Annotated in this window: 27 protein-coding genes and 1 tRNA gene; 20 read left to right on the top strand and 8 right to left on the bottom strand. The window is 71.7% G+C overall.

All coding sequences use genetic code 11. The features are described from left to right. Positions 1 to 109 precede the first annotated feature (109 nt). The 6 genes from ACQPXG_RS32555 to ACQPXG_RS32530 all read left to right on the top strand — a co-directional run bounded on the left by ACQPXG_RS32555 (position 110) and on the right by ACQPXG_RS32530 (position 3,509). The gene (locus ACQPXG_RS32555) at positions 110 to 307 is read left to right on the top strand and encodes a DUF1918 domain-containing protein (protein WP_433462960.1); all 198 of its coding nucleotides are present in this window, start codon (positions 110 to 112) and stop codon (positions 305 to 307) included. Between the two features lie 81 nt (positions 308 to 388). After that, positions 389 to 796 (top strand): YjbQ family protein, encoded by a 408-nt coding sequence (locus ACQPXG_RS32550; protein ID WP_433462959.1) that lies wholly within the window; start codon positions 389 to 391, stop codon positions 794 to 796. 228 nt (positions 797 to 1,024) lie between these two features. Continuing rightward, positions 1,025 to 1,453: a DUF3052 domain-containing protein gene (locus ACQPXG_RS32545; RefSeq protein ID WP_433462958.1), complete on the top strand. Its 429-nt coding sequence runs from the start codon at positions 1,025 to 1,027 to the stop codon at positions 1,451 to 1,453. A gap of 19 nt (positions 1,454 to 1,472) precedes the next feature. After that, positions 1,473 to 1,934: a peroxiredoxin gene (locus tag ACQPXG_RS32540; protein WP_433462957.1), complete on the top strand. Its 462-nt coding sequence runs from the start codon at positions 1,473 to 1,475 to the stop codon at positions 1,932 to 1,934. A gap of 71 nt (positions 1,935 to 2,005) precedes the next feature. After that, positions 2,006 to 2,356: a hypothetical protein gene (locus ACQPXG_RS32535; protein ID WP_433462956.1), complete on the top strand. Its 351-nt coding sequence runs from the start codon at positions 2,006 to 2,008 to the stop codon at positions 2,354 to 2,356. A 94-nt stretch (positions 2,357 to 2,450) separates the two neighbouring features. Then, the gene (locus ACQPXG_RS32530) at positions 2,451 to 3,509 is read left to right on the top strand and encodes a potassium channel family protein (protein ID WP_433462955.1); all 1,059 of its coding nucleotides are present in this window, start codon (positions 2,451 to 2,453) and stop codon (positions 3,507 to 3,509) included. A gap of 173 nt (positions 3,510 to 3,682) precedes the next feature. Here ACQPXG_RS32530 and ACQPXG_RS32525 read toward each other — a convergent pair whose 3' ends face one another. Next, positions 3,683 to 4,654: a phosphoribulokinase gene (locus ACQPXG_RS32525; protein WP_433462954.1), complete on the bottom strand. Its 972-nt coding sequence runs from the start codon at positions 4,652 to 4,654 to the stop codon at positions 3,683 to 3,685. A 75-nt stretch (positions 4,655 to 4,729) separates the two neighbouring features. Further along, positions 4,730 to 5,995, bottom strand: coding sequence for an RNA-guided endonuclease InsQ/TnpB family protein (locus tag ACQPXG_RS32520; protein WP_433462953.1), 1,266 nt, complete (start codon positions 5,993 to 5,995; stop codon positions 4,730 to 4,732). A gap of 191 nt (positions 5,996 to 6,186) precedes the next feature. On the opposite strand from ACQPXG_RS32520, the gene ACQPXG_RS32515 reads away from it, so the two are divergent. Next, a complete protein-coding gene (locus ACQPXG_RS32515; RefSeq protein ID WP_433462952.1) occupies positions 6,187 to 6,843 on the top strand; it encodes a response regulator in 657 nt (218 codons plus the stop codon). Then, positions 6,840 to 8,006, top strand: a complete 1,167-nt coding sequence (locus tag ACQPXG_RS32510) for a GAF domain-containing sensor histidine kinase (protein ID WP_433462951.1) — start codon at positions 6,840 to 6,842, stop codon at positions 8,004 to 8,006. The genes ACQPXG_RS32515 and ACQPXG_RS32510 overlap by 4 nt, the downstream gene beginning before the upstream one ends. On the opposite strand, the gene ACQPXG_RS32505 is transcribed toward ACQPXG_RS32510, so the two are convergent. Further along, positions 7,978 to 9,156 (bottom strand): saccharopine dehydrogenase family protein, encoded by a 1,179-nt coding sequence (locus ACQPXG_RS32505; protein WP_433462950.1) that lies wholly within the window; start codon positions 9,154 to 9,156, stop codon positions 7,978 to 7,980. The two genes, ACQPXG_RS32510 and ACQPXG_RS32505, sit on opposite strands and share 29 nt — an antisense overlap. 124 nt (positions 9,157 to 9,280) lie before the next feature. On the opposite strand from ACQPXG_RS32505, the gene ACQPXG_RS32500 reads away from it, so the two are divergent. Beyond that, the gene (locus ACQPXG_RS32500) at positions 9,281 to 9,457 is read left to right on the top strand and encodes a hypothetical protein (RefSeq protein ID WP_433462949.1); all 177 of its coding nucleotides are present in this window, start codon (positions 9,281 to 9,283) and stop codon (positions 9,455 to 9,457) included. On the opposite strand, the gene ACQPXG_RS32495 is transcribed toward ACQPXG_RS32500, so the two are convergent. Next, entirely contained in the window at positions 9,414 to 10,319 is a 906-nt protein-coding gene (locus ACQPXG_RS32495) for a LysR substrate-binding domain-containing protein (protein WP_433462948.1), read from the bottom strand. The genes ACQPXG_RS32500 and ACQPXG_RS32495 overlap by 44 nt on opposite strands. Positions 10,320 to 10,443: 124 nt before the next feature. Between ACQPXG_RS32495 and ACQPXG_RS32490 the strand changes: the two genes are divergently transcribed. From ACQPXG_RS32490 to ACQPXG_RS32455, 8 genes are all read left to right on the top strand, one after another. Continuing rightward, positions 10,444 to 11,877 carry a form I ribulose bisphosphate carboxylase large subunit gene (locus ACQPXG_RS32490; RefSeq protein ID WP_433462947.1) on the top strand — a complete coding sequence of 478 codons (1,434 nt, stop codon included), beginning with the start codon at positions 10,444 to 10,446 and terminating at the stop codon, positions 11,875 to 11,877. Beyond that, positions 11,877 to 12,305, top strand: a complete 429-nt coding sequence (locus ACQPXG_RS32485) for a ribulose bisphosphate carboxylase small subunit (RefSeq protein WP_433462946.1) — start codon at positions 11,877 to 11,879, stop codon at positions 12,303 to 12,305. Before ACQPXG_RS32490 ends, ACQPXG_RS32485 begins: the two co-directional genes overlap by 1 nt. After that, complete coding sequence (gene cbbX / locus ACQPXG_RS32480; protein WP_433462945.1) at positions 12,302 to 13,252, top strand: CbbX protein; 951 nt, start codon at positions 12,302 to 12,304, stop codon at positions 13,250 to 13,252. The genes ACQPXG_RS32485 and cbbX overlap by 4 nt, the downstream gene beginning before the upstream one ends. A gap of 79 nt (positions 13,253 to 13,331) precedes the next feature. After that, positions 13,332 to 14,240, top strand: a complete 909-nt coding sequence (locus ACQPXG_RS32475) for a PAC2 family protein (protein WP_433462944.1) — start codon at positions 13,332 to 13,334, stop codon at positions 14,238 to 14,240. 51 nt (positions 14,241 to 14,291) lie between these two features. Then, positions 14,292 to 14,711, top strand: a complete 420-nt coding sequence (locus ACQPXG_RS32470) for a CBS domain-containing protein (RefSeq protein WP_433462943.1) — start codon at positions 14,292 to 14,294, stop codon at positions 14,709 to 14,711. Continuing rightward, positions 14,708 to 15,343 (top strand): dienelactone hydrolase family protein, encoded by a 636-nt coding sequence (locus ACQPXG_RS32465; RefSeq protein WP_433462942.1) that lies wholly within the window; start codon positions 14,708 to 14,710, stop codon positions 15,341 to 15,343. Before ACQPXG_RS32470 ends, ACQPXG_RS32465 begins: the two co-directional genes overlap by 4 nt. Beyond that, positions 15,343 to 15,900 carry an NAD(P)/FAD-dependent oxidoreductase gene (locus ACQPXG_RS32460; protein ID WP_433462941.1) on the top strand — a complete coding sequence of 186 codons (558 nt, stop codon included), beginning with the start codon at positions 15,343 to 15,345 and terminating at the stop codon, positions 15,898 to 15,900. The genes ACQPXG_RS32465 and ACQPXG_RS32460 overlap by 1 nt, the downstream gene beginning before the upstream one ends. A 54-nt stretch (positions 15,901 to 15,954) precedes the next feature. After that, positions 15,955 to 16,029: transfer RNA gene (locus ACQPXG_RS32455), tRNA-Val, on the top strand. Between the two features lie 73 nt (positions 16,030 to 16,102). Here the strand turns inward: ACQPXG_RS32455 and ACQPXG_RS32450 are convergent. Next, entirely contained in the window at positions 16,103 to 16,978 is an 876-nt protein-coding gene (locus tag ACQPXG_RS32450) for an esterase/lipase family protein (protein WP_433462940.1), read from the bottom strand. A 105-nt stretch (positions 16,979 to 17,083) separates the two neighbouring features. Continuing rightward, positions 17,084 to 18,145 (bottom strand): right-handed parallel beta-helix repeat-containing protein, encoded by a 1,062-nt coding sequence (locus ACQPXG_RS32445; RefSeq protein WP_433462939.1) that lies wholly within the window; start codon positions 18,143 to 18,145, stop codon positions 17,084 to 17,086. A gap of 775 nt (positions 18,146 to 18,920) precedes the next feature. Between ACQPXG_RS32445 and glnII the strand changes: the two genes are divergently transcribed. Both glnII and ACQPXG_RS32435 read left to right on the top strand, forming a co-directional pair. Further along, positions 18,921 to 19,955, top strand: a complete 1,035-nt coding sequence (gene glnII / locus ACQPXG_RS32440; RefSeq protein WP_433462938.1) for a glutamine synthetase — start codon at positions 18,921 to 18,923, stop codon at positions 19,953 to 19,955. Positions 19,956 to 20,125: 170 nt separating this feature from the next. Beyond that, entirely contained in the window at positions 20,126 to 20,755 is a 630-nt protein-coding gene (locus tag ACQPXG_RS32435; protein WP_433462937.1) for a hypothetical protein, read from the top strand. An 18-nt stretch (positions 20,756 to 20,773) separates the two neighbouring features. Here the strand turns inward: ACQPXG_RS32435 and ACQPXG_RS32430 are convergent, their stop codons facing one another. Next, entirely contained in the window at positions 20,774 to 21,217 is a 444-nt protein-coding gene (locus ACQPXG_RS32430; protein ID WP_433462936.1) for a universal stress protein, read from the bottom strand. A 32-nt stretch (positions 21,218 to 21,249) separates the two neighbouring features. After that, entirely contained in the window at positions 21,250 to 22,980 is a 1,731-nt protein-coding gene (locus ACQPXG_RS32425; protein ID WP_433462935.1) for a RelA/SpoT family protein, read from the bottom strand. A gap of 237 nt (positions 22,981 to 23,217) precedes the next feature. Between ACQPXG_RS32425 and ACQPXG_RS32420 the strand changes: the two genes are divergently transcribed. Beyond that, a complete protein-coding gene (locus ACQPXG_RS32420; protein WP_433462934.1) occupies positions 23,218 to 24,246 on the top strand; it encodes an alpha/beta hydrolase in 1,029 nt (342 codons plus the stop codon). Positions 24,247 to 24,317 lie beyond the last annotated feature (71 nt).

The raw sequence follows: 24,317 nt of genomic DNA, 5'->3' as shown, positions 1-24,317 counted from the left end.
GCCGTTTATGGCGGCTAACGCATCTCTACCAACCAGTAACCATTCTCCCCGGTCAAGCGGGGTACCGACCCTGGGAGAGCCGTTTTTCCGGCGAGCTTGGGGAGTAGTCATGTACGGAAAGATCGGAGACCGGCTGCACGTGCACGGCAACGTGGTGGGGCAGCCCGACCGGACGGGGAAGATCATCGAGGTACGGGGCGAGTCCGGCGGCCCGCCGTACCTGGTCAGGTTCGACGACGGCCACGAGACCCTGGTCTACCCGGGGCCGGACGCCGTCATCGAGCCCCGCGCGCACGTCTCGCACTAACCCGCGGCCGCGCGTGCCCGGCCGGGAGATCCGTCCGGACGGGGATGCGTCCTGCGCCGCGGACGGGGTACACACGGGATCATGGAGAGCACCGTGGTCCGGGTGGCCACCGGTACGGGCGAGGCCGTGCACGACATCACGGCCGAATGCGAGCGGTTCGCCGCGTCGGCGGGCGGCGACGGGCTGCTGCACGTCTTCGTCCCGCACGCCACCGCCGGCGTGGCGATCATCGAGCTCGGGTCCGGCAGCGATGACGACCTGCTCGCCGCGCTGGGGGACCTGCTCCCGGCGGACGACCGCTGGCGGCACGCGCACGGCTCCCGGGGGCACGGGCGGTCGCACGTGATGCCCGCGCTCGTACCGCCGTACGCGACGCTGCCGGTGGTGGGCGGGCGGCTCGCGCTCGGGACGTGGCAGTCGGTGGCCCTGGTAGACCTGAACATGGACAATCCCGATCGTCAAATCCGGTTGTCCTTCATAAAAGGATGAGCGGAGCGAACCCGGGGCACGTCACCCTGCGTGGAGGTCCTGTGACGGCGATCTCCGTAATCGGGCCAATGAGGCCACCAAAAGCCGGGAAGACACTTGCGCAAGGGGCCCTCACTTGTGTGGACTGTCCCGCAAACACCGCACAGGTGCGGACGGGTCACCCCGCTCCGGGGGGCCAAAGGACATGAGCACGGCACCGTGCGGACTGACGACAATGGGAGGACTTTCGTGAGCGCGACCGCGGGTCAGGCGCAGTCTGAGCGCAGCCTGGCCGAACGGCTCGGCCTTAAGGCGGGCCAGGTGGTGCAGGAGATCGGCTACGACGACGACGTCGACGAGGAGCTTCGGCGCTCCGTCGAGGAACTCACGGGGAACGAGCTGGTCGACGAGGACTACGAGGACGTGGTCGACATCGTGCTGCTGTGGTGGCGCGAGGATGACGGCGACCTGTTCGAGGGTCTGACCGACGCGATGATCCCGCTCACCGGCGGCGGCAACATCTGGCTGCTGACGCCGAAGGCGGGCCGTGACGGGCACGTGGAGCCCAGTGACATCGGCGAGGCCGCGCAGACCGCCGGGCTGTCGCAGACCAGCAGTGTCAGCGCCGCCAAGGAGTGGTCCGGCACGCGGCTGGTCGCGCCGAAGGGCCACAAGTAGGGCCGGGGCTGGAGAGACGTTGGAGGTCAACGTAGGCGACGCCGCGCCGGACTTCGAGCTGAAGGACCAGCACGGCGCCCCGGTGAGGCTGTCGGATTTCCGCGGCGAGAAGAACGTCGTCCTCGTGTTCTACCCGCTGGCGTTCAGCGGCGTGTGCACGGGCGAGCTGTGCACGATCCGGGACGAGTTGCCCACCCTGGGCGACGCGGACGACGTGCAGGTGCTCGCGGTCTCGGTCGACTCGATGTTCGCGCTGCGGGCCTGGTCCGATCAGGAGAAATATCGGTTCCCGCTGCTGGCCGACTTCTGGCCGCACGGCGGGACGGCACAGCGCTACGGCGTGTTCGACGAGGCCAAGGGGCTGGCATTGCGCGGCACCTTCATCATCGACACCGAGGGCGTGGTCCGCTGGAAGGTCGTGAACGCGATCCCGGACGCACGTGACATCGACGAGTACCGCAAGGCGCTCGCCGGGCTCTGAGCGAGACGGACCGGTTCCGGCCCGCCGCCACACCGGTGGCCGGAACCGGCCCCCGCACCCTTGGAGGTGTGATGCCCTGCTTCCGTTGCGGGGCGCGGCAGACCGACCCCGTGCGCGGCGCCAGCCCGTGGAAGCGCGGGGTCCAGGCGGACCACCAGGTCCTGGTCTGCCCCGGCTGCCAGGCCGCCGACGACTGGGCGGACGATCTGGACCGCTGCGCGATGTGCGGCTCGGCCGCCCTCGTGTGCCGGCTCGGCGAGGTGGAGTGCCGCGACTGCGGGCACACCCGCGACGCCGTCCGGGACGACCCGGGCGCCGCCGGCCTGGTGCGTTCGGGCGTGCAGGCCCCTGCCGACGGGGGCCTGTCCGCGGAGGTCGAGGCGGCCCTTTCGCGCGTCCTGAGACGGGGCCCGGCGGGCTGAGCCGCGCCGCCGCCGGGCTGCGATCGGCGCGACCTGGTGCGGAGCGGGCATTCCGGGCTTGACGCGGCATTTTGCCTGCTGCAACGCTTCGCGGATGCCGATCGTGCTGATGCGCCTGGTGCACAGGGTCACCGGGCGGACGTGGCGTGTCCCCGCGCTCGTGCTGCTGGCCGCGTTCCTGTTGGGCTGGCTGCTCATCGCGGTGTTCGAGGAGCCCGGCGCCGACATCAAGAAGCCGCACGAGTACCTCTGGTACTTCCTGGTCAGCGGCACCACCGTCGGATACGGCGATCTGTACCCGACCACGGTCGGCGGCCGGATCGGCGGCGCGATCGTCATCGTGTCCGGTCTCACCGCGGGGCTCGTGCTGTTCGCCGAGCTGACGCTCTGGATGGCGAAGGGCAGGACAATGAAGGCCAACGGGCAGGCGCGGCTGCACAGGCGGCGCCACATCGTGATGGTCGGATACGAGCGGGACGCCCTGCGGGCCATCATCGGCCAGCTGCGCGCGGACCCGGCGTACGCGAAGACGCCGGTCGTCACGATCTTCTGGCCGGGCGAGCTGACGGGGGAGAACCCCGATCCCGGCCTGTACGACGTGGTCGCGTTCGACGAGACCGCGTACGAGCGGGCGTGCCTGGAGCAGGCGCGCACGGTGGTGGTCGTCGGGCGCTCCGACGACGAGACCGTCCGGGTGATGCTCGGCGTGTCCGCCTACCTGCGGCGCAGCGGCGGGGCCGGTATCCATCTGCTGGCGGGGGTGCGCGACGGCGGCCGGCGCGCGGAGATCACCGAGGCGCTGAACCTGATCAGCACCGACATCGAGCCGGTCGACATCGACGACCCGGCCGTGGTCGCCGTGGCGATCCGCAACCCGGGCGTCGCCTCGATCTACCACAACCTCGCCAGCACGCTCGACAGCGACGGCACCCTCTACCGCGTGGACGTCCCCGAGGACGCCGGCGAATGGTCCCGCATCGACGTCGCGATCTTCCTGCTCCGGCGGGGCAGCACGCTTCTCGCGGTGGGCGAGTCGCACGGGCCCAACGCGCGCTTCCGGCTCACGTCCGCGCCCGAGGAGAAGATCAAGGGCGGCCAGTCGCTCGCGGTGGTGGCGCCCGACCGTCCGGAGATCCCCTGGCACGAGCTCTGAGAAGAGCCCCGGGAGGACGCCCCGCGCGCCCGCGATGGGCGTCCTCCCGGGGGGACCGCGTCGCGCGCGGCCCGGGGCACAGGTCCGAAGCCCCGGGGCCTCCCCGCGCGCACGCGGAGCTCATGCGTGTCTCTTGTGGGGGGCGCCCCCCCACACCCCCCGGTTCGCTTCGCTCATGCGGCTTGACGGTGGTCCGCGTCGAGCAGGTGGTAGAGCAGGAGCAGCTGGGTGATGGCCAGGGGGTCGCTGGTGCCGGTGTCGCCGAGGCGGCCGAGCGCCCCGGGGTCGGGGAGGGCGGTGCCGGCCCGCGGGCACAGGCGTTCCCAGATGGCCTTCTTGACGACCTGCGACTCGTCGGGCGAGACGTATCCGTGCACGTGCAGGGCGTCGACGGGACGCCCGTCGGTGTCGCGGTGCAGGCGCAGATGCATGGCGGTCTCGGCGTCGCCCGGGCCGCCGTCCAAGACGTCCGCCAGCTCGGGGTGATCGATGGTGGGGCGCAGCAGCAGCTCGGCGGACAGCGGGGTGCCGGGCGGGTCGAGGCGTCCGGCGACCGGCGCGAACCGGACGACGATGTCGGCGTGCTTGCGCTGCGGGCGGATGTAGGCGGCGCTCTCCGGCTCGCGCCGGGCCAGCTCCGCCATGACCTGCTCGGGGCTGTAACCCCGCTTGTCGCAGTCGCGGCGGACCTTCCAGGAGTGCCGCAGCGGCTCGGGCGGATCGAGGTAGACCGTGATGTCGAAGCAGGCCCGGGCGAGCCGGGTGTGCAGCGGGAGCAGCCCCTCGACGATCACGAAGTCGCGGGGTTCGACCAGCTCCGGCCGGACGAGCTCGCCGGTCGCGTGGTCGTAGACCGGCTTGAGGATCGGCTCGCCCATCGACAGCAGCTGCAGGTGCTGCTCCATGATGTCGATGTGGTTGCAGTCGGGGTGCAGCGCCGTGAACGGCTTCCCCGCCCGTTCGGCGCGGTCGTAGCGGTGGTAGTCGTCCACGCAGACCGCGGTCATCCGGCCGGCCCCCAGGCACCGCACAAGCCCCCTGGTCAAGGTGGTCTTGCCCGCCGCGCTGTCCCCCGCGATGGCGAGCATGACGGGGCGGCGGCCGGTCCCGCGCGCCCGGAGCATGTGCACGATCCGATGGGGCACCTGGATCCTCCGTCCTGCGGAATTCAGTTTTCGCTTGGCAGCGTAGGCCGGTCCGCCGTGCGATTCGTCCCCCATTCAGGGGAGAGCGGGGTTGACATCCTCCCCCTCGTGAACGTGAACGAGGGGGATTCCAACAGCGACCAACTGCCCCGTGAGGGGCAGGTCGTGTTGAGGTTCACGGTTCGCAGGCCCGCCCAACGGCGGGCCTCCCCGTGCAGCGACCGCATGCCCTGCGGCCGTATCACGAATGTTGCAGGCCGCGTTCACGTCGGCGTTGATCCCGAACCCGCAGGCCACGCACGAGAAGACCGCTTGGCTCTTGCGGCTCTCCCCAGCGACATGCCCGCAGGCGCTACAGGTTCGCGACGTGTACCGCGGATCGATCTTCACAACGCGCCCGGGCGCCTTGTCCTCGAGCCGCCGCACCAAACCGCCCCACCCGGCGGCCAGGATGCCCCGGTTCAACCCGGCCTTCTGCCGCACGTTGCGGCCCGGCGCCTCCGCCGTGCCGCACGCCGACCGTGTCATGCCCCGGATGCTGAGATCCTCGACGCCGATCACGTCGAACCGGCGGGCCAGGCCGGTGGAGGTCTTCTCCACCCACTCCTTACGCCGGTCGGTCTCCCGGGCTTTCAACCGGGCGATGGCGGCCTTGACCCGGGCCCGCCGCTTCGAGCCGCGCTGGGCGCGGGCGAGTCTGCGCAGCAACCGTCCCAGCCGGGCCCGCTCCGTCTCCCGCAGCCCGGGCGCGTGCAGCAGGTCACCGGTCGACAACGCCGCGGCCACGGCCACACCGCGGTCCACTCCCACCACCTCACCGCTGCCTGGTGCGGGGATGGGGGCGGGGATCGCGGCGAACGCGACATGCCAGCGCCCCGCCCGGTCCCGGGTGACGCGGTAGGACTTGGCTGCGTCGGGGACGGGCCGGGACCAGCGGAACCGCACCCACCCCACCTTGGGCACCTTCACCTGACCCACCCGGCGGGACACGCGCCGGACGTCACAGGGCTTGACCGCCACGATCCGGAACCCCTCGTGCCGTCCGGCCTTGCGCCAGGTCGGGCGGCGGTGGGTGCCGGCGAAGAAGTGGGCCATGGCTTGGTGGAAGTCCTTGAGCGCCTGCTGCTGCACCGTCACCGACCCCGCCCGCAGCCACCCGTACTCCGACCTGGCCTGCGTCAGCTGGCGGCACTGCTCGACGAATCCCGGCGCCGAACCGCGCCCCGGCCGCCACCACGCACGCTGCTCGACGCACAGGTTCCACACGAAACGTGCGTGCCCGCAATGCTCCAGCAGCGCTTGTTCCTGAGCGGGCGTCGGCTGCAGACGGTAGCGGGACATGCCCGGAAAGCTACCGGCCGCCGCCGACAAAACCCGCGGTCCACCGTGCAGACCATCATGCGGCACCGTGCCCCGTTCCCCCCCGCGCGGTGAAGGACGGGGCCTCCACGCTGAAGGCAACAGGTGAAGTTCGGGAGCCTGCCGGCGCCGCGGGCTACTGGTGAGTAGCTTCTGGTTGTTATCGTGCCGGAATGGGCGCCCCCGTACGCGTCGTCCTGGTGGACGACCACGAGATGATCCTCGCCGGGCTGACCGCGATGCTGGCCGGGTTCGCCGGCCGGGTGCGCGTCGTCGGGCAGGCGGGGACGGGGGACGAGGCGACCCGGCTGGTCACCGCGCTGCGCCCGGACGTCGTCCTGCTGGACGTGCGGCTCGGCCCGGAGAGCGGCCTCGACCTGTGCCGGCTGATCACCGGCCGGGTGCCGGAGGCGCGGGTGGTGTTCCTGTCGGTGTACGACGACGAGCAGTACGTCTTCGAGGCGCTGCGGGCGGGTGCGGGCGGCTACCTGCTCAAGCGGGTGGACGGCCCGGAGCTCGTCCGGCGGCTGGAGGAGGTGGCCCAGGGCGAGACCGTCGTCGACCCGACGCTCGCCGGCCGGATGGCGGTCACCGCGGCCCGGCTCACCCGCGGCGAGTTCTGGCCGGGCGCGAACCGGGGGCTCACCCAGCGCGAGAGCGAGGTGCTGTCGCTGCTCGTCGGCGGCCTGTCGAACAAGGCGATCGCGGCGCGGCTCGTGCTGAGCGAGGAGACGGTCAAGAGCCACCTGCGCGCCCTCTACCGCAAGCTGGAGGTGACCGACCGGTCGGCGGCGATCGCGGTCGCGCTGCGCGAGGGCCTGTTCCGGTGACGGCCCCGCTGGAACTGCTCGCCGGGCGCGGGAGCGACCTGCTCGTCCGCGTCGCGGGGGTCGCCTGCTCCGACCGTGAGCTGCCGCGGATGGCCGAGAAGCTCGCCGAACTGGTCGTCCGGTCCGCGCGGGCGCTGACGTTCTGCGACGTGTACGTCCTGGACGACGAGGAACGCGTCCTCGAATGGCGGGGCGCGCCCGTCCCGCTGGGGGACGGCGACGTCGGCTGGGTCGCCGCGCACGGCCGGGCCCGCCCGCACCCGGACGGACGGGGCGCCGCGGTCCCCGTGCACGGCGAGGGGGCCGTGATCGCGGTCGTGGACGTCCGGTCCGCCGGCCCCTGCCCGCCCGGCGACCTGGCGCTCGTCACCGCGCTCGCCGGGCTCTTCGCGCCGGTGCTGTCCTCGTGCCGCCGGCTGCGCGCGGCACGCGAGCGCGAGCACGCCGCCGAACGGTTCGCCGAGCGGGCCGTCGAGGCGCAGGAGGCCGAGTGGTCGCGGCTCAGCCGGGAGATCCACGACGGCATCGCGCAGCGGCTCGCCAGCCTCGGCTTCCACCTGTCGGCGGCCGAGCGGGCGCTGCCCGAGCACCATCCCGAGGGCCTGGCGCAGATCATGATGGCGCGCCGGCTGTGCGAGCTGGCCGCCGCCGAGACCCGCGCGGCGATCGGCGGGCTGCGCCCGCCCGTCCTGGACGATCTCGGCCTGCCGGCCGCGCTCGCCACCCTCGCCCGGGAGGCCGGGGACGGCCCCGGGCCCGCCGGCACGATCGACGTGACGGTGACCGTCGAGGGCGAGCTGGAGGACGAGCTGCCCGACCATGTGCAGACCGCGCTGTACCGGATCGCGCAGGAGGCGGTCGGCAACAGCCTGCGTCACGCGTCCGCGAACCGCGTCGACCTGCTGCTGGAGCATTCCCGCGACCGCGTCCGGCTGAGGGTCGCCGACGACGGGATCGGCTTCTCGATGCGGGACGTGCTCGCGCGGGGCGGCCGGGGCCGCCGTCCCGACTCCTACGGGCTGCGCGGCATGCGGGAGCGCGCCGAGCTGCTCGGCGGACGGGTCGCGGTGACGAGCCGGCCCGGCGGCGGGACCTCCGTCGAGGCCGTCATCCCCATCCCCGGCCGCCGCCGGATCACTCCGCGTCCAGCACCCGGAAGGTGATCCCGGCCTTGACGAGACGCTCGATCAGCGCGTCGCCCATCGCCACCGCCGTCGTGACCTGCCCGGACGTCGCGGGAAGATCGTCGTGGGCGAGGCACAGCGCCGACTCGGCGAGCATCTTCGCCGTCTCGGTGTAGCCGGGATCGCCGCCCGCGACCTCGGTGACGACGCGCGCGCCGCCGCCCTCGCCGGCGAACTTCACGCTGAACCAGCTGCGGGCGCGCCGCTCCTCGGACGGCCCCTCGCCCGGGGCACCGAGGCGCAGCAGCAGGTTGCGGGTGGGCGGGAGCGTGGAGAGCGCGAGCAGGGCCCCGGACCCCGCCGCCAGCCCGGCGGCGGTGGCGAGGCGCTTGACGGCGAGGTAGTGGCCGTAGGTGAAGTCGGGCCCGTAGCGGTCGAGGGCCGCGGCCGACCGGGCGACGATCCGCGGGTCGATGGTGGGGAGCGGCAGCGTCCAGCCGTCCCCGATGCGGGCCTTCGGCGAGGGGCGGCGCGAGAGGCGCACCCTACGGCCGGCGGGAGGCTCCTCCACCCGGCGGCGCTCCCGTTCGGCGCGCACCATGCCGGTGGTGTCCCCGAAGATGCCGACCGCGGAGTGCAGGGTGCCGCCCGACGCCTCCGCCCGCACCCGCAGGAACCCTTCGACGTGCAGCGGGACGCCCTCCGGCAGCTGCTTGACGGTGAAGTAGGCGCCGAGGTCGTGCGGGATCGAGTCGAACCCGCAGGCGTGCACGATCCGGGCGCCGCTGCGCACCGCCTCCTGGTGGTACTTCACGTACATGCGGTCCACGAACGTGGGCTCGCCGGTGAGGTCGACGTAGTCGGTGCCGCTGCGCGCGCACGCCGCCACCAACGGCTCGCCGTACTTGACGTAGGGGCCGACCGTGGTGATGACGACCCGCGCCGATTCCGCCATGTCCTCGATCGATACGGCGTCGGTCGTGTCGGCGTGCAGCAGCGGCAGGTCGGCGCACGCCGGGTTCAGCTTCGCCAGCCTGTCGCGGACGGCGGTCAGCTTCGCCCGGTTGCGTCCCGCCAGCGCCCATCGGGTGCCCGGGCCGGCGTGCTCGGCGAGGTATTCGGCGGTGAGGGCGCCGGTGAAGCCGGTGGCGCCGAACAGGACGATGTCGTACGGACGGTCGGCGGTCATGATGGCCCCTTTCACGGTTCCGAACCCGATTCTGTCGCGTCGCCGAGCCTCTGACTGCTTGGGACCGGCGATGTGAGCGACCGCACTCCTCTAAGGTTGCTCCGATGATGCGGATGGTGCTGACGTGACCGGGCTCGCCTTGGCGATGGACGTCGTGGCCGCGGGCTTCCTCGTGAGCTTCGTGGTCCTGCTGACGCGCAGGAGCACCGTGCCGGGGGACGAGGGCGGGCGATCCGTCGCGCTGGTCCTGATCGCCGTCAGCCTGGCGCTGCTGTCGGTGTCGCTGTGGAGCCTGCCCTGACGGGGCTCCAGCCGGGCGCGTCCAGCAGGTGCCGGACGAACAGCAGCGTCGTCGCGGTCGGCGCGGCCCCCGCGACCGCGTGCCACGGCCGGTCGAGCGGCATGCCCGGCGCGTCGACGACGACGAGGCGGCCGGCGTCCAGGTCCGTGCCGACGGCGTCCCGCGACACCAGCGCCACCCCGAGCCCGGCCGCCGCGCCCGCGATCACCGCGCCGTTGGAGCCGAGGACGAGCCGGGGCGGCGCCGCCTCCCGCTCGGCCAGATAGGCGTCCGCGGTCGCCCGCGTCCCCGACCCCGGCTCCCGCATCACCCAGGGCGTGCGCGCGAGGGCGAAACCGTCCGCCAGGCCGGGCGCGCCGACGACGACCAGCTCGTTCGGCCGCCTCGCCAGCACGGTCGCCGCGACCCCGGCGGGCGGCCGGCCGGCCAGCACGAGATCGGCCTCGTGCGCCGCCAGGCTGCTCCACACCTGGCGGCGCGGCCCCACCTCCAGCGTCAGCTCGACATCCGGCCAGCGCGCCCGGAACGAGGCCAGCAGCCCGGGGAGGATCTGGTCGGCGGCCGTCGTCACCGCCGCCAGCCGCAGCGGCCCCCGCCCCGGGTCGGCCGCGCCGCGCGCCGCCGCCCGGCCCTCCTCCAGCAGGCCGAGCACCTGCCGCGCGTACCCGGCGTAGACGGTGCCGGCGGCGGTCAGGACGATCCCGCGCCCCGCCTTCTGGACGAGCGGGACCCCGAGATCGCGGGTCAGCGCCGCCACCGCCGCGGACACCGCCGACTCGGTCACGTACAGCCGCCGCGCCGCCGCCCGCACGGACCCGGTGTCGGCGAGCGCGACGAACGTCCGCAGCCGCGCCTCCGTCACGTCCGGCCTCCTCATTCAAGTGAATGCTCAATGGTCACGGTAGAACACTTGATGGACATCGCAAGTGTCCGGAGGTGAAGCTCGACGCGGCAGGGTTCCAGGCTTCGGCTGAAGGAGAGCGGCGATGAGCTCGGGCAGATGGTCGGCGGGCGTGATCCCCTACGCGGAGATGGGCTATTGGCGTCCGGACTACGAGCCGAAGGACAGCGACATCCTCGCCGCCTTCCGGATCACACCCCAGGAGGGCGTGCCGCCGGAGGAGGCGGGCGCGGCCGTGGCGGGCGAGTCGTCCACCGCGACCTGGACGGTCGTATGGACGGACCGGCTCACGTCCTACGAGAACTACCAGGGCAAGTGCTACAAGGTGGAGCCCGTCCCGGGCCAGGAGAACCAGTTCATCGCCTACATCGCCTATGACCTCGACCTGTTCGAGGAGGGGTCGATCGCGAACCTGACGTCGTCCATCATCGGGAACGTCTTCGGGTTCAAGGCGCTCAAGGCGCTGCGCCTGGAGGACATGCGGATCCCGGTCCACTACGTGAAGACCTTCCAGGGCCCGGCGCACGGCATCGTCATGGAACGCGAGCACCTCGGCAAGTTCGGGCGTCCCCTGCTGGGCGCGACGGTCAAGCCCAAGCTCGGCCTGTCGGCACGCAACTACGGACGCGTCGTCTACGAGGCCCTCCGCGGCGGCCTGGACTTCACCAAGGACGACGAGAACATCAACTCCCAGCCGTTCATGCGATGGCGCGACCGTTTCCTCTACTGCATGGAGGGCGTCAACCGTGCGCAGGCCGCGACGGGCGAGGTCAAGGGCCACTACCTCAACGTCACCGCCGCGACGATGGAGGACATGTACGAGCGCGCCGAGTTCGCCAAGGACCTCGGCAGCGTCATCGTGATGATCGACCTCACCGTCGGCTACACGGCGATCCAGTCGATGGCCAAGTGGGCGCGCAGGAACGGCGTCCTCCTGCACCTGCACCGCGCCGGGCACTCCACCTACACGCGGCAGAAGACGCACGGCGTGAACTTCCGCGTCATCGCCAAGTGGATGCGGCTCGCGGGCGTCGACCACATCCACGCGGGGACGGTCGTCGGCAAGCTGGAGGGCGCCCCGAACAGCGTCCGCGGCTACTACGACACCCTCCGCCTGGACAAGATCGCCGCCGACCCGGTGAAGGGCATCTACTTCGACCAGGAATGGGCGTCGATGCCGGGGACGATGCCCGTCGCCTCCGGCGGCATCCATGCCGGGCAGATGCACCAGCTCCTGCACTACCTGGGCGAGGACTCGATCCTGCAGTTCGGCGGCGGGACGATCGGCCACCCGATGGGCATCGCCGCCGGCGCCACCGCCAACCGCGTCGCCCTCGAAGCGATGATCAAGGCGCGGAACGAGGGCCGCGACTACCTCGCCGAAGGCCCCGACATCCTGCGCGCCGCCGCCAAGCACAGCCGCGAACTGGACATCGCCCTGTCCACCTGGGGCGACATCACCTTCACCTATGAGTCCACCGACACACCTGATGTCGTCGAAACACCTGTGAGCGTCTGATGCGGATCACCCAAGGCACTTTCTCGTACCTGCCCGATCTCACCGACGAGGACATCACCGCGCAGATCGCCTACGCACTCGGCCGGGGCTGGCCGTGCTCGGTCGAGTTCACCGACGACCCGCACCCGCGCAACTCCTACTGGGAGATGTGGGGACTGCCGATGTTCGACCTCGCCGACCCGGCCGGCGTCCTGTACGAGATCAACGAGTGCCGCAAGGCGTACCCGGACCACTACATCCGGCTGAACGCCTACGACGCGAGTTACGGGCGGCAGACGACGGCGCTGCAGTTCATCGTCCAGCGTCCGGCCGAGGAGCCCGGCTTCCGGCTCGACCGCACGGAGACGTCCGACCGGCGCGTCCGCTACACCGTCCACCCCTACGCCCTGGACCGCCCCGAGGGCGACCGCTACGGGGCGGGACGTTGAGCGACCGCCCCGGCTTCGGGATGCGCCAGAACGGCTCCCCGGTGGACCCGCCCCAAGCTCCCGCCACCGGGGAGCCGCTCCCTCCCGGCGCCCGTGTCGACCTCGCCAAGGAACGCGCCGACTCGCTCGTCGACTCCGTCCTGGACGCTCTCGACGCCGAACTCGTCGGCCTGGCCCCGGTCAAGACCCGCATCCGCGAGATCGCCGCGCTGCTGCTCGTCGACCGTGTCCGGGCCCGGTTCGGCATCGATTCGGGGCGCCCCAACCTGCACATGTGCTTCACCGGCAGCCCGGGGACGGGCAAGACGTCCGTCGCCGTCCGGCTCGCCGAGCTTCTGCACCGCCTCGGCTACATCCGGCGCGGCCACCTGGTCTCCGTCACCCGGGACGACCTCGTCGGCCAGTACGTCGGCCACACCGCCCCCAAGACCAAGGAGGTCCTGAAACGGGCGATGGGCGGCGTGCTGTTCATCGACGAGGCGTACTACCTGTACCGGGCCGAGAACGAACGCGACTACGGGCAGGAGGCCATAGAGATCCTCCTCCAGGTCATGGAGAACCAGCGAGACGACCTCGTCGTCGTCCTCGCCGGCTATAAGGACCGCATGGACGCCTTCTTCGCGTCCAACCCCGGCATGAGCTCCCGCATCGCGCACCACATCGACTTCCCCGACTACGAGCCGGACGAGCTGGAGGCCATCGGCCACCTGATGATGGACCGCGAAGGCTACGGCCTCGCCCCGGAGACCGAACCGGTCTTCCGCGACTACCTCTCCCGGCGCCGCTCCCAGCCCCGTTTCGCCAATGCCCGATCCGTCCGCAACGCCATAGAACGCGCCCGCCTCCGGCACGCCAGCCGCCTCCTCGCCGCGGGCGGCGAAGTGGACCGCGAGGCCCTCACCACCCTTCACCCGGACGACTTCCTCGCCAGCAGGGTCTTCATGTGACCGGCGTCACGTCCGGACCGGGGATGCGCCTCCGCATGTCCTAATGTTGTGCGCAAGACATGTAGAGGTGGGGGAGAAGTTGCTTAACCCAGAGGATCTGTACGAGCTTGACGCCGACCTGCCGGAGATGACGGGTCCGGTGATGCTGCACAGCCTCGACGGCTTCGTGGACGCCGGGTCCACCGGGCAGCTCGTGCGGGAGCACCTCCTGGAGGCGTTTGAGCACCGTGTCATCGCCCGCTTCGACGTCGACTCGCTGATCGACTACCGGGCGCGCCGGCCGCCGATGACCTTCGACCGCGACCACTGGGCCTCCTACGAGGCGCCCGAACTGGTCGTCCGGCTGCTGCGCGACGACGTCGGCAGCCCGTTCCTGATGCTCTCCGGCCCCGAGCCCGACCGGCTGTGGGAGGGCTTCACCGCGTCCGTCGTGCACCTGGTGAAGCGGCTCGGCGTCGGCCTGGTCGTCGGTTTCCACGGCATCCCGATGGGCGTCCCGCACACCCGCCCCGTCGGCACCACCTCGCACGCCACCCGGCCCGAACTGGTCGCCCGCAACTCCTGGTTCGACAAGGTGCAGGTGCCGGGCAGCGCCGCCGGGCTGCTGGAACTGCGGCTCGGAGAGGCGGGCCACGACGCCGTCGGGTTCGCCGTGCACGTCCCGCACTACCTCGCCCAGTCCGCCTACCCGGCCGCCGCCGTCGCCGCGCTGGAGGCCGTCGTCTCCGCCACCGGCCTGGTGCTGCCCGTCGACCGGCTCCGCGAGGCGGCCGCCGCCACCGACGCCGACATCGCCGAGCAGGTCGACGGCAACGACGAGGTCGAGAAGGTCGTGCGGGCCCTGGAGCAGCAGTACGACGCGTTCGCGGGGGCCGCCGAGCGCGACAACCTGCTCGCCGAGTCGCAGGACATGCCCACCGCCGAGGAACTCGGCGCCCAGTTCGAGCGGTTCCTCGCCGAGCGGGAAGGGCCCGACGCGCCCGGGTAGACATATCCCGTCCGCCGCTGGGTAGGCGAGCCCCGAGAGGGGAGGTTTCGCATGGCCCAGAAGGTGAACGAGGTGATGACGCCGGTGCCCGTGGCGGTGTCCCCGGACACGAACCTCGTCGAGGTCGGGGACCTGATGCGGCAGCACGGCATCGGGGACGTCCTGGTCGTCCACGAGGGACGGCTCCGCGGCCTGGTCACCGACCGCGACATCGTCGTCCGCGCCGTCGCCGCCCACCGGGACATGTCCGGCACCACCGTCGCCGACATCTGCAGCACCAACATGATCACGGTCGCGCCCGGGGAGGACGCCGAGGAGGCCGTGCGGCTGATGCGCCGGCACGCCGTCCGCCGGGTCCCCGTCGTGGACGGAGACCGCCCGATCGGCATGGTGTCCATCGGCGACCTCGCCGTCCAGCGCGACGAGCACTCGGCCCTCGCCGACATAAGCGCGGAGCCGCCCAACACATGATCACGCTGAAGCTGCCGGACGCCGAACTGGCCGGCGACCTGGCCATACCGGACGGCTCCACGGGCGTCGTCCTCTTCGCGCACGGCAGCGGCAGCTCCCGGCACAGCCCGCGCAACCGCGCCGTCGCCGACGGTCTGAACGCCGCAGGCGTCGGCACGCTCCTCATCGACCTCCTCACCGAGCACGAGGACGAGATCGACCGCGTCACGGCCACCCTCCGCTTCGACATCGAGCTGCTCACCCTCCGGCTCATCGGCGCGATCGACAGGCTGACCGAGGGGCTCGAATCCGCCCCGCACACCGCCGGCCTCCCCATCGGCCTGTTCGGCGCGAGCACCGGCGCCGCCGCGGCCCTCGCCGCCGCGGCGGCCCGCCCGCGGATCGCCGCGGTCGTCTCCCGCGGCGGACGCCCCGACCTGGCGGGACCGTCCCTCGCCCGCGTCCGGGCGCCCGTCCTGCTGATCGTCGGCGGCCGGGACACCGAGGTGCTGCAGCTGAACGAGCGGGCCCACGAGCGGCTCGGCACGTCCGAGGTGCACGTCGTCTCCGGCGCGACCCACCTGTTCGAGGAGCCGGGCGCGCTCGAAGAGGTCACCATGCAGGCCGCCGACTGGTTCAACAGGCACCTGTGATGACGCCGCGCGCCGTCCGGGAACTGAAGGCTCTGGGCATCGCCATCACCGGCCCCGGCTGGTTCCGGAACAAGGGCATCCGCCTCATCGGCGCGGGCCGCCGCCTGGAACTCGGCCTCACCCGAACCCGTACCGACCTCGACGAGATCCTCGCCGGCCAGGCCGTCTCCGCCGGCGCGACCCTGCTGGAGAACACCAAGGTCACAGGTCCGCTGCTGGCCAACGGGCGGATGGCAGGCGTGCGCACGGCCAATGGAAATCACGAAGCGCTCCAACGGCGAAGGCATCGCCTAAGTGATCACCACCGCGTCCCGCTCCCCGAATACGTCCTCCGCACTTACCCGGCGGCCGTCCGGCACGCCAACGGCGGCCCCTTCACCCTGGGCCGCGCCTTCACCCGCCCCATCGACGACCCGCGCGTCATGCGCCTGGCCACCCGCCAGGGCCTCTCCCACCCGTCCCTGACGCGGTTCGCCCTCAAGATCCTCGGCGGACTGCCCACCACGTCCACCGACCGCCTGGCCACGGCCCTGACGAGAATGACCCCCGCCTCCTGACCGTTTCGCGAACCCCCTTCAGAACCAGGTACGCTTTCCCGGCAACGAACACCCGGGCGCGTAGCTCAGGGGTAGAGCACTCGCCTTACAAGCGAGGAGTCGGCGGTTCGAAACCGTCCGCGCCCACCAGGGAAAACCCCCTGTTCCCGATCAAGGGAACAGGGGGTTCGCGCCATCAGGTCGCTTGCCCCGGAGCTCTAGGTCACCACTTGCTGGACCAGTAGATGGCCTCCATGGCCACGCGGACGGGCGGCGCGCCGTTCCGGACGTGCTTCCAATTGGCGTCGTTGAGGCTGTAGTTCAGCCGGTAGTGGCCGGAGACCCTGGTGCGCAGGTCGCTGTGCCGGAGGCCGGCGGACGGGGCGTAGCGCACCCGGTGCTGGGCTCCGATGAGCGCGGGCGCGGCGCTGGAGGAGTTGACCGCCTCGTCCCTGTCGGTGGCGAGCAGCGTCCAGTCGGTGCCGCCGTCGGCCTGGGGCACCTGCGGGCCGAGCCAGCTCAGGAACGAGCTCGTCCCGCTCATCTCCCGGCACTGCCTGCCGGACGTGCAGAACGTCGGCAGGACGGCGCCCTTGTGAGGCGTGCCGAGCGTGACCACGTCCTGGATCAGCAGCTTGGGCGGCCAGCCCGGCTCGCGGCGCGCGTAGCCGGCGATCGCGGCGCGCGCGACCAGGCCGCCCATGGAGTGCGCGACGATGTCGACGGTCTGGCCCTTGGACGAGTAGTTCTTGTAGATGTTCTGGGCCAGCTTCCTGCCGAGGTCCTTGATGGAGGTGTCATTCGACCCCTTGGCGATTCGCACACAGTTCTTCGGATTGTCGGTCGAGTAGTAGCCGACCCGGTGGAATCTGCCCGTCCAGCCCCAGCCGCGCATCGCGCTCACCGCGCTGCTCCACTTGCTGGCGCATCCGGTGTCGGTGACCTTCTGCCGGTACCCCTTGATGAGGTAAACGGGCGTGTTCGCCGAGTCCCCGCCGACGCGGGTGGCACCGGCTGCGATCTGCGCGGTGGTCAGGCCGGTCGTCATCACGAGGCCTACGGCGGCGAAGGCGGCCTTTCTCCAAACGGTGATCACCATGATCCACTCCCCTTCGGTGACTTGTAGTGAAGTTACTGGGGTGAATCATGGGGCGAACCCCCTGTTCCCGGGTTGGGAACAGGGGGTTCGTGCCGTGGCGTGCCGTCAGTGGTGGCAGAGGCCGTCGGGCTTGGAGGTCGCGCAGTTGTTGCCGCGGAAGCGGTTGGTCCTGCTGCCGCTGTTGTCGACCAGGTCGAACGGCGCGTTGCCGCGGACGAGGTTGAACTTGATCAGGTTGAAGCGGGCGGGGTGTCCCTTCGGGCTCGGGAAGAGGACGATGCCGCCGGAGTAGGGCAGGTTGCCGCGGTTGCGGGTCACGACGTTCTTCTCGATGGTGTTGTGGTCGCCGCCGAAGACCAGGATGCCCGTACCGCCGAGCGGCGGGACCTCCTCGTGCTGCGCGCAGGACCGGTTGTTCCTTGAGACCTTGTTCTTCCAGACCGTGGTGTTGCCCTGGCCGCCCTTCTGGTCGTCGTCGACCAGGATGACGCCGGTGCAGTTGCCGACGAGCTCGTTGCCCCAGGCCTTGATGTGGCGGGCGTGCCGGACCAGCAGGCCGATGGCGTTGCCGGAGGCGTGGTTGTTCGCGACGACGGTGCCGCGCGCGTTCTCGATGTCCCCGACGTACAGGCCGGCATCGATCCGGTTGTCGATGGCCCAGTTGTGCACGAACCGGCCGCGGGTGGAGTGGAACTCGGTGATGCCGTACTCGCCGTTCCTCTTCGCGAGGACGCGCTCGACCGTCAGCCGGTCGGTGTAGATGCCGAAGATCCCGGTTTCCTTGAACCTCTCGACCGTCAGGTCCTTGATCGTCACGCCGCGGACCAGGTGCCTGGGCGACCCGACCACGCAGATCCCCATGCCCGGCACCCCGGCCTTCTTGCAGTTGTCCTTGCGGCCCGGGCTGAGGACGGTCCGGTTGCCCGCGCCACGGATCGTGAGGCGCTTGCGGACGAGGACGCCCCCGTCGTAGTGACCCGCCTTGAGCTTGATGACGTCGCCCGGTCTCGCATGGTCGACGGCCCGCTGGATCGAGTGACCCGGCCGTACGACATGGACCCGGTGGTGTTTCCCGCCGGCGGGCGCCGCCTGGCTGGACGGTGCGAAGGATGCCAGCCCTGCCAGCACGGTGACCGTGCTCAGCGAGGCCACAAAAGTCCGCCTCATCCTGTTCCCCCGTTTCTGGTCTGCTGAATGAGAATCCGTGGTCGGCGCGCCGTCGCGCCGTGACGTGATTCCCCCGATCATCTTGGATCGGCAAGGCCCTTCCGTCGATGCCAGAGAAGTAAACATTCGGGGGGCTTTGAACAACCGAAATTTTTAACCCTGACTTTGGTGGGTTCCGAGTTTCTCCGGGAGTCGGGGAATTGATGTCCTTTTGGCGGCGAAAAAGGGTGAGTGGTGGCTTTTGTCGGACGGGGGTGGCCGGGAAGGTTGCCGGCCCAGGCCGAGCAGGGCGTTCAACTGGCGGCGAGGCCGGGGAGCGCACCGGCGTCGCCGGTGCCGGTGGCAGTGCAGGAGGCGTCGCGAAGCGTTCTCGTCGGCGTGCCGTTCAGGGGCATTTGTCGGCCTTCCGAGGTGGAGGCCGTGGGCACCACCGTTCCGGTGAAGGTCGATTCCTCTCGACTATTGCGTCCCATTTCGGGAGGGTTTGTGCCTTACCTCCGCCCTATGGAGGGACACGCCGTGGCGTACGAGATGTATGATCCTTTTTGCTTGTCGCTGGTCAAAGGTGAGCGAATGGCTAATTCGCGCCAATTACCGTGATCGTGACAACCAATGACGGCCTCGCGCGTCGTGCCCGCCCGTCCAGGCCGGCCGCCGGGGGCCTTGTGAGCTAGGTCTCAGCAGGTCAGGGCGCGTGTTACATGGCGTTCACATATGGGCAACAGATGCGAAATGACCGGTTGGCACGTTCTGTAGGGCCGACCCACAAGGCCCGGTGGACACGAAGGGACCGACGTTGAGCTACAAGGCCGAGTACATCTGGATCGACGGCACCGAGCCGACCGCGCGGCTGCGGTCGAAGACGAGGATCCTCGCCGACGGCGCCGACCTGCCGGACTGGGGCTTCGACGGGTCCAGCACGAACCAGGCGCCCGGCGACCGTTCGGACTGCGTGCTGAAGCCGGTCTTCTCCTGTCCGGACCCGATCCGCGGCGGTGACAACAAGCTGGTGCTCTGCGAGGTGTACCTCGTGGACGGCACGCCGCACGAGACCAACACCCGGGCCACGCTGCGTCCGATCGCCGAGAAGTACGAGGCGCAGGACTCCTGGTACGGGATCGAGCAGGAGTACACGTTCTTCAAGGACGGCCGGCCGCTCGGCTTCCCCGAGCGCGGCTACCCGGCCCCGCAGGGCTTCTACTACTGCGGCGTGGGCGCCGACGAGGTGTTCGGCCGCGAGATCGTCGAGCGCCACCTGGACGCCTGCCTGGAGGCCGGCCTGAAGATCTCCGGCATCAACGCCGAGGTCATGCCGGGGCAGTGGGAGTTCCAGATCGGCCCGGCCGGGCCGCTCGAGGTCGGCGACCACATGTGGGTCGCCCGCTGGCTGCTGTACCGCATCGCCGAGGACCACGACGTGTCCGCGACCCTCGACCCGAAGCCGGTCGAGGGCGACTGGAACGGCGCCGGCGCGCACACCAACTTCTCCACCAAGGCCATGCGCGAGGGTTACGACGCGATCATCACGGCCTGCGAGGCGCTCGCCGAGAAGGCACAGGAGCACGTGGCCGGGTACGGCGCCGACATCGAGCGGCGGCTGACCGGCATGCACGAGACCGCGCCCTGGAGCGAGTTCAGCTACGGCGTGTCGAACCGGGGCGCCTCGGTGCGCATCCCGTGGCAGGTCGAGGTCGAGAAGAAGGGCTACATCGAGGACCGCCGTCCCAACGCCAACGTCGACCCGTACGTGGTGGCCCGCCTGATCACGGGCACCTGCTGCGCGGCGCTGGAGAAGGCCGGCCAGGTCTGACGAGCGACGGGAGATCCCCGGGGAGCGCCGCTCTCCCCGGGGATCTCCGCGTTCCGGCCGTCCCAGCCATACCGGTGAACGCGGCCAAACATCTGCAAAATGGTGAGCTTGGGCGAGTTCCTCCTATCGGTGCCGGGTAGCACCTCTACGTTCGCACCGGGGGAGGGAACATGCCCGATTCACCCTTCGGGCGGTACTCCGGAGGCCTGCCCGGCAGGCACGCCGGCCGCCCTGCGCCACGGCCCTGGGAACGTTCGTTCCGGTGTCCCTCCACGGCGCGGCAGCGCCCGATGGAGGCGCCGCCCAGGAGATACGAGGAATTCGTCGCGCTGCACCAGGAGATCTCCGCCGAGGGCGCCGGCCCGCCGCTGCGCCCGCTGTGGTGGACGGGGGTCTCCACGGCGCTGCTCGGCGGCGTCCTGACGTTCGCCGCGGTGATCGGGCTGCGGACGATGTTCGGCGTCGAGGCGCCAGTGTTCGCAGGCGGACATGCCGCCGCGACGCCCGCCGCGACCAGCTACGCGTTGTGCGTGGCGGCGGGGACGATCCAGGCGACCGCGCTGATGCACCTGCTCCTGTCCTCGGCCGCGCGGCCGGTGCGGGCGTTCGCGTGGATCGGCGGGGTCGCGGTCGCGCTGCTGACGATCCTGCCGCTGACGCTGCGCGGCCCGTTCGACGCGGCGCTCGCGACGGCCGGCATCAACCTGGCGGGCGGGACGGCCGTGGTCGTGCTGCTGTCCGCCGTGGTGGCGGCGTCCGGGCAGCCCCCGTGGGACGGCCCGTTCAGACGCACCCGATGATGATCGCCGCGGCGGTACTCAGGGCACCACGGTCACCGGCCACCGTCCCGTCCGGACCAGCCGGACGGCGACGGACCCGATGAACCGGTGCCCGGCCTGCGCCGACGCGCCGACGACCACGGCGTCCGCGCGGGACTCGTCGGCGACGCGGGCGAGGACGGTGTACGGATCGCCCTGCTCGGTGACGAACTCGTAGGCGACCCGATCGCGTCCGGCGGCGGCCGCGAGCTCCCGGCGGATCTCCGCGGCGATCTCGTCGGCGGTCTCCCGCATGACGGCGGCGCCGCCCGGGGTGAGAGTGGTCAGCGACGCGACCGGCGCCACGTGCACCACGACGAGCCGGGCGCCGCCGCGGCGGGCGAGGCCCCACGCGTACGCGCCGGCGCGCAGCGCCGTCTCGGACCCGTCCACGCCCACCACGATCACCTTCGGCCCGTCCATGCCGTACTCGAAAGGTCCCATGTGATCACCTCGCGATCACTGTAATCACCGGTTCAGGGGCGGGCGAACCGGGCCAGCAGCTCGTCGAGGCCGAGGGCGCCGGTGCTCAGCGCCGCGTACATCTCGTCGATCTCGGTGTAGCCGAGGTCGCGGGCGACGGCGAGGGAGTCGCCGTGCGCCTCCGCCGCGAGCAGGTCGACGTCCCGTCCCGCCAGGGCCCGGACGAGGCGGCGCCGCCCGGCGTCGGCGGCCTCTTCGGCGCGCCGCAGCGCGAGGCTCTGCTGGATGCGGACGCGGGCCGGCACCGACACCGCGATGCCGAGCCAGTCCTCGGACGGCGCGCCCGCCGGATCGGTGAGGATCTCGACGACGTTGCCGCTGCGGATCTGCACCGACATCGGCGCGAGCCGCCCGTTGACGACGGCCCCGATGCAGCGGTCGCCGGTGCCGGGGCCGAGCGCGTAGGCGAAGTCGAGCGCGGTCGCGCCCGCGGGCAGCGGCACGATGTCGCCGCGCGTGGTGAACGCGGCGACGTTGCCGGCGGCGAGGTCGGCGCGCAGCCGGTCCAGGAACTCGGCGGACGGCGCGTCGGACTGCCAGGCCAGCAGCCGGCTCAGCCACACCAGGTCGCGGCGGCCCGCGACCGCGGTGGCGGTGTCGCCGCCCGCGTCCCGGATGTGCGCGACGATCCCGTACTCGGCGACCGGATGCATCGCCTCGGAACGGATGATCACCTCGAACGGGTCGCCGTCCGGGCTGATCACCCGGGTGTGCAGCGACCGGTACATGTTGTCCTTCGGCGTCGCGATGAAGTCGCGGACCTGCCCGGCGACCGGATGCAGCGCGGCGTGGACGGCGCCGAGCGCGATGTAGCAGTCGCTTTCGGCGCCGTCCACGAGGAGCAGGAGCCGCGCCGTCTCGCAGGGCCGCAGCCCGGCGAGGTCGCCGCCGGACGACTGGTGCACCGCGTACAGGTGGGACGGCCTGATCTGGGTGCGGGCCCGCACGCCGTGCTCGGCCAGCGACGCGCGGAGCAGTTCGGTGGCGGGCCCGAACGTCCGTCCGGCCCCGGCGAGCGCCGCCCGGACGGCGGACCGGGTCGCCTCGTGCGCCTCCGGGTGGCGCGCGGCGAAGGCGAGGTCGTCCATCTCCCGCTTGAGGACGTGGATGCCGAGCCGGTCCGCGAACGGGACCAGCAGCTCGTGCGACGCCTCGGCGTAGCGGGCCCGCTTGTGCTCCGGCTGGTAGCGCAGCGTCCGCAGGTTGTGCAGCCGGTCCGCCAGCTTGATCACCAGCACCCGCAGGTCGGCGGCCGCGGACAGCACGATCTTGCGGAGCGTCTCGGCCTCGGCGCGGTCGCCCCAGCGCCTGCCGTCCAGCTTGGTCACGCCGTCCACCAGCACCGCGATCTCGTCCCCGAAGTCGGCGCGGACCTCCCCGAGCGTGTACGGGGTGTCCTCGACCGTGTCGTGCAGGAGCGCGGCGACGAGCGTCGTCGTGTCCAGGCCCATCCCGGCGAGGATCAGCGCCACGGCCAGCGGGTGGGTGATGTAAGGGGCGCCGGACTTGCGGAGCTGCCCGCGGTGCAGCCGTTCGGCGACCGCGTACCCGCGCAGCAGCTCGGCCTCGGCGGACCCGGGGCGGGCGGCGTCCGGGTGGGCGGCGCGGTGCGCGGCCAGCAGGGGCGCGAGGGCGGCCCGCACGGGGTCCGGGCCGCCGCCGGCCGCCTCCCGGCGCCGCGCCGGGAGGCGGAACCGTCCCGTCGCCGGATTGAGCGTCGCCATCACGCACCCGCCTGGCCGCCTGCCCGCGGCACCGCCGCCACGGACTGTGACCGCCATTATGCGCGCTGTCCGCCCAGGGGGCGACCCCTCGCATGTCAATGCGAATTAACGAAGGCTTCACAGGCGGATGATTTCTGCCGGGCCTTGACCAGGGTATTAATGCGTTGAGTGGATGCGGGCCGTGTTAGGTCATGGCGCCTCCAAGGTGTTCTTCTCATGCGGATGGATAATGGCGAAATGATCCTCTCCCCGCGGGGCCTGCGAGCCGCCACGTCGAATGTCCTCCAGCTCGCGCTGCACGGTCATGTCGCCGACCTGCGCCCGATGCCGGCGGAGACGATCGGGGAGGGCCGCGGGCGGCCGGTGTACCGCTACCGGCCCCCGGAGGGGGTGGTGCCGGCCGGGCCGCCGGTGCTGTTCGTCCCGCCGCCGGCCGCCCCGGCGCGCTGCTACGACCTGCGCCGCGGATGCAGCCTGGCCGAGCACGTCGTCCGGGCCGGGCGGCTCAGCTACCTCCTCGATCATGGGCCGATCCGGTCCGCGGACCGCGACCTCGGCGTCCGCGAGCAGGTCCGGGACGTGCTGCCGGGGGCGATCCGGGCGGTCAGCCGGGACGCGGGCGGGCAGCCGGTCCAGCTCGTGGGCTGGTGCCTCGGCGGGATCTTCGCGCTGCTCGCCGCCGCCGCCGATCCGGGGCTGCCGATCGCGTCCGTCGCCGCGATCGCCGTCCCGGTGGACGCCCGCGCGGTGCGCCTCGCCGTGCCGCCGGCGGCGGTGCCGAACCCGGCCCGGCGGGTCGCCGGCGTGGCCGGCGCCGTGCTGCGTTCCTACCGAATGCTGACCAACCTCGACAATGCCGATTTTCTGCAGCAGATCGAGGCCGTCGATCATTTCATGCACACGATGGCGGCCTATCCCGGACAGACCGCGCGGCAGATTTACCGGGCCCTTTTGCGGGACGACGCCCTGATGCGCGGCGGTATCGTGATCGGCGGCCGCCGGGTCGATCTCCGCGCGGTGCGTGTGCCGGTTCTGGCCATCGCGGGACGCGGCGACGCGCTCGCCCCGGTCCGGGCCGTCCGGCCGCTCGTCGGGCTGCTCGGCGGCGCGCCGCAGGTGCGCTTCGAGATCGTGTCCGGCGGCCACCTCGGCGTGCTGACCGGACGCTCGGCCAGGACGACCACGTGGCGGCACCTGGACCGGTGGCTCGACGAGGGCACCGTCAGGCACGGCATCCGCGCGCAGCGCGGCGCCGCCACCGTCTGACCGGGAGCGAGTCCTCCCGCACGTCAAGGGACGTTCCAATCTCCTTTGCCGTGCCGCCATCAACGCGTCCC

This window comes from Spirillospora sp. CA-128828, from assembly GCF_050945415.1.
In the GTDB taxonomy this organism is placed as follows: Bacteria; Actinomycetota; Actinomycetes; order Streptosporangiales; family Streptosporangiaceae; genus Spirillospora.
The sequence above is the reverse complement of the archived record's forward strand: the minus strand, read 5'-3'. Positions and strand labels throughout refer to the sequence as shown.

What these genes read in the sequence shown, in the direction of transcription:
- ACQPXG_RS32460 (WP_433462941.1), top strand. Translation starts at nt 15,343, where the DNA reads ATGACGCCGCGCGCCGTCCGGGAACTGAAGGCTCTGGGCATCGCCATC.
- ACQPXG_RS32520 (WP_433462953.1), bottom strand. Translation starts at nt 5,995, where the DNA reads ATGTCCCGCTACCGTCTGCAGCCGACGCCCGCTCAGGAACAAGCGCTG.
- ACQPXG_RS32430 (WP_433462936.1), bottom strand. Translation starts at nt 21,217, where the DNA reads ATGGGACCTTTCGAGTACGGCATGGACGGGCCGAAGGTGATCGTGGTG.
- ACQPXG_RS32535 (WP_433462956.1), top strand. Translation starts at nt 2,006, where the DNA reads ATGCCCTGCTTCCGTTGCGGGGCGCGGCAGACCGACCCCGTGCGCGGC.
- ACQPXG_RS32450 (WP_433462940.1), bottom strand. Translation starts at nt 16,978, where the DNA reads ATGGTGATCACCGTTTGGAGAAAGGCCGCCTTCGCCGCCGTAGGCCTC.
- ACQPXG_RS32505 (WP_433462950.1), bottom strand. Translation starts at nt 9,156, where the DNA reads ATGACCGCCGACCGTCCGTACGACATCGTCCTGTTCGGCGCCACCGGC.
- ACQPXG_RS32555 (WP_433462960.1), top strand. Translation starts at nt 110, where the DNA reads ATGTACGGAAAGATCGGAGACCGGCTGCACGTGCACGGCAACGTGGTG.
- ACQPXG_RS32515 (WP_433462952.1), top strand. Translation starts at nt 6,187, where the DNA reads ATGGGCGCCCCCGTACGCGTCGTCCTGGTGGACGACCACGAGATGATC.
- ACQPXG_RS32425 (WP_433462935.1), bottom strand. Translation starts at nt 22,980, where the DNA reads ATGGCGACGCTCAATCCGGCGACGGGACGGTTCCGCCTCCCGGCGCGG.
- ACQPXG_RS32470 (WP_433462943.1), top strand. Translation starts at nt 14,292, where the DNA reads ATGGCCCAGAAGGTGAACGAGGTGATGACGCCGGTGCCCGTGGCGGTG.
- ACQPXG_RS32550 (WP_433462959.1), top strand. Translation starts at nt 389, where the DNA reads ATGGAGAGCACCGTGGTCCGGGTGGCCACCGGTACGGGCGAGGCCGTG.
- ACQPXG_RS32445 (WP_433462939.1), bottom strand. Translation starts at nt 18,145, where the DNA reads ATGAGGCGGACTTTTGTGGCCTCGCTGAGCACGGTCACCGTGCTGGCA.
- ACQPXG_RS32465 (WP_433462942.1), top strand. Translation starts at nt 14,708, where the DNA reads ATGATCACGCTGAAGCTGCCGGACGCCGAACTGGCCGGCGACCTGGCC.
- ACQPXG_RS32490 (WP_433462947.1), top strand. Translation starts at nt 10,444, where the DNA reads ATGAGCTCGGGCAGATGGTCGGCGGGCGTGATCCCCTACGCGGAGATG.
- ACQPXG_RS32485 (WP_433462946.1), top strand. Translation starts at nt 11,877, where the DNA reads ATGCGGATCACCCAAGGCACTTTCTCGTACCTGCCCGATCTCACCGAC.
- ACQPXG_RS32420 (WP_433462934.1), top strand. Translation starts at nt 23,218, where the DNA reads ATGATCCTCTCCCCGCGGGGCCTGCGAGCCGCCACGTCGAATGTCCTC.
- ACQPXG_RS32435 (WP_433462937.1), top strand. Translation starts at nt 20,126, where the DNA reads ATGCCCGATTCACCCTTCGGGCGGTACTCCGGAGGCCTGCCCGGCAGG.
- ACQPXG_RS32530 (WP_433462955.1), top strand. Translation starts at nt 2,451, where the DNA reads ATGCCGATCGTGCTGATGCGCCTGGTGCACAGGGTCACCGGGCGGACG.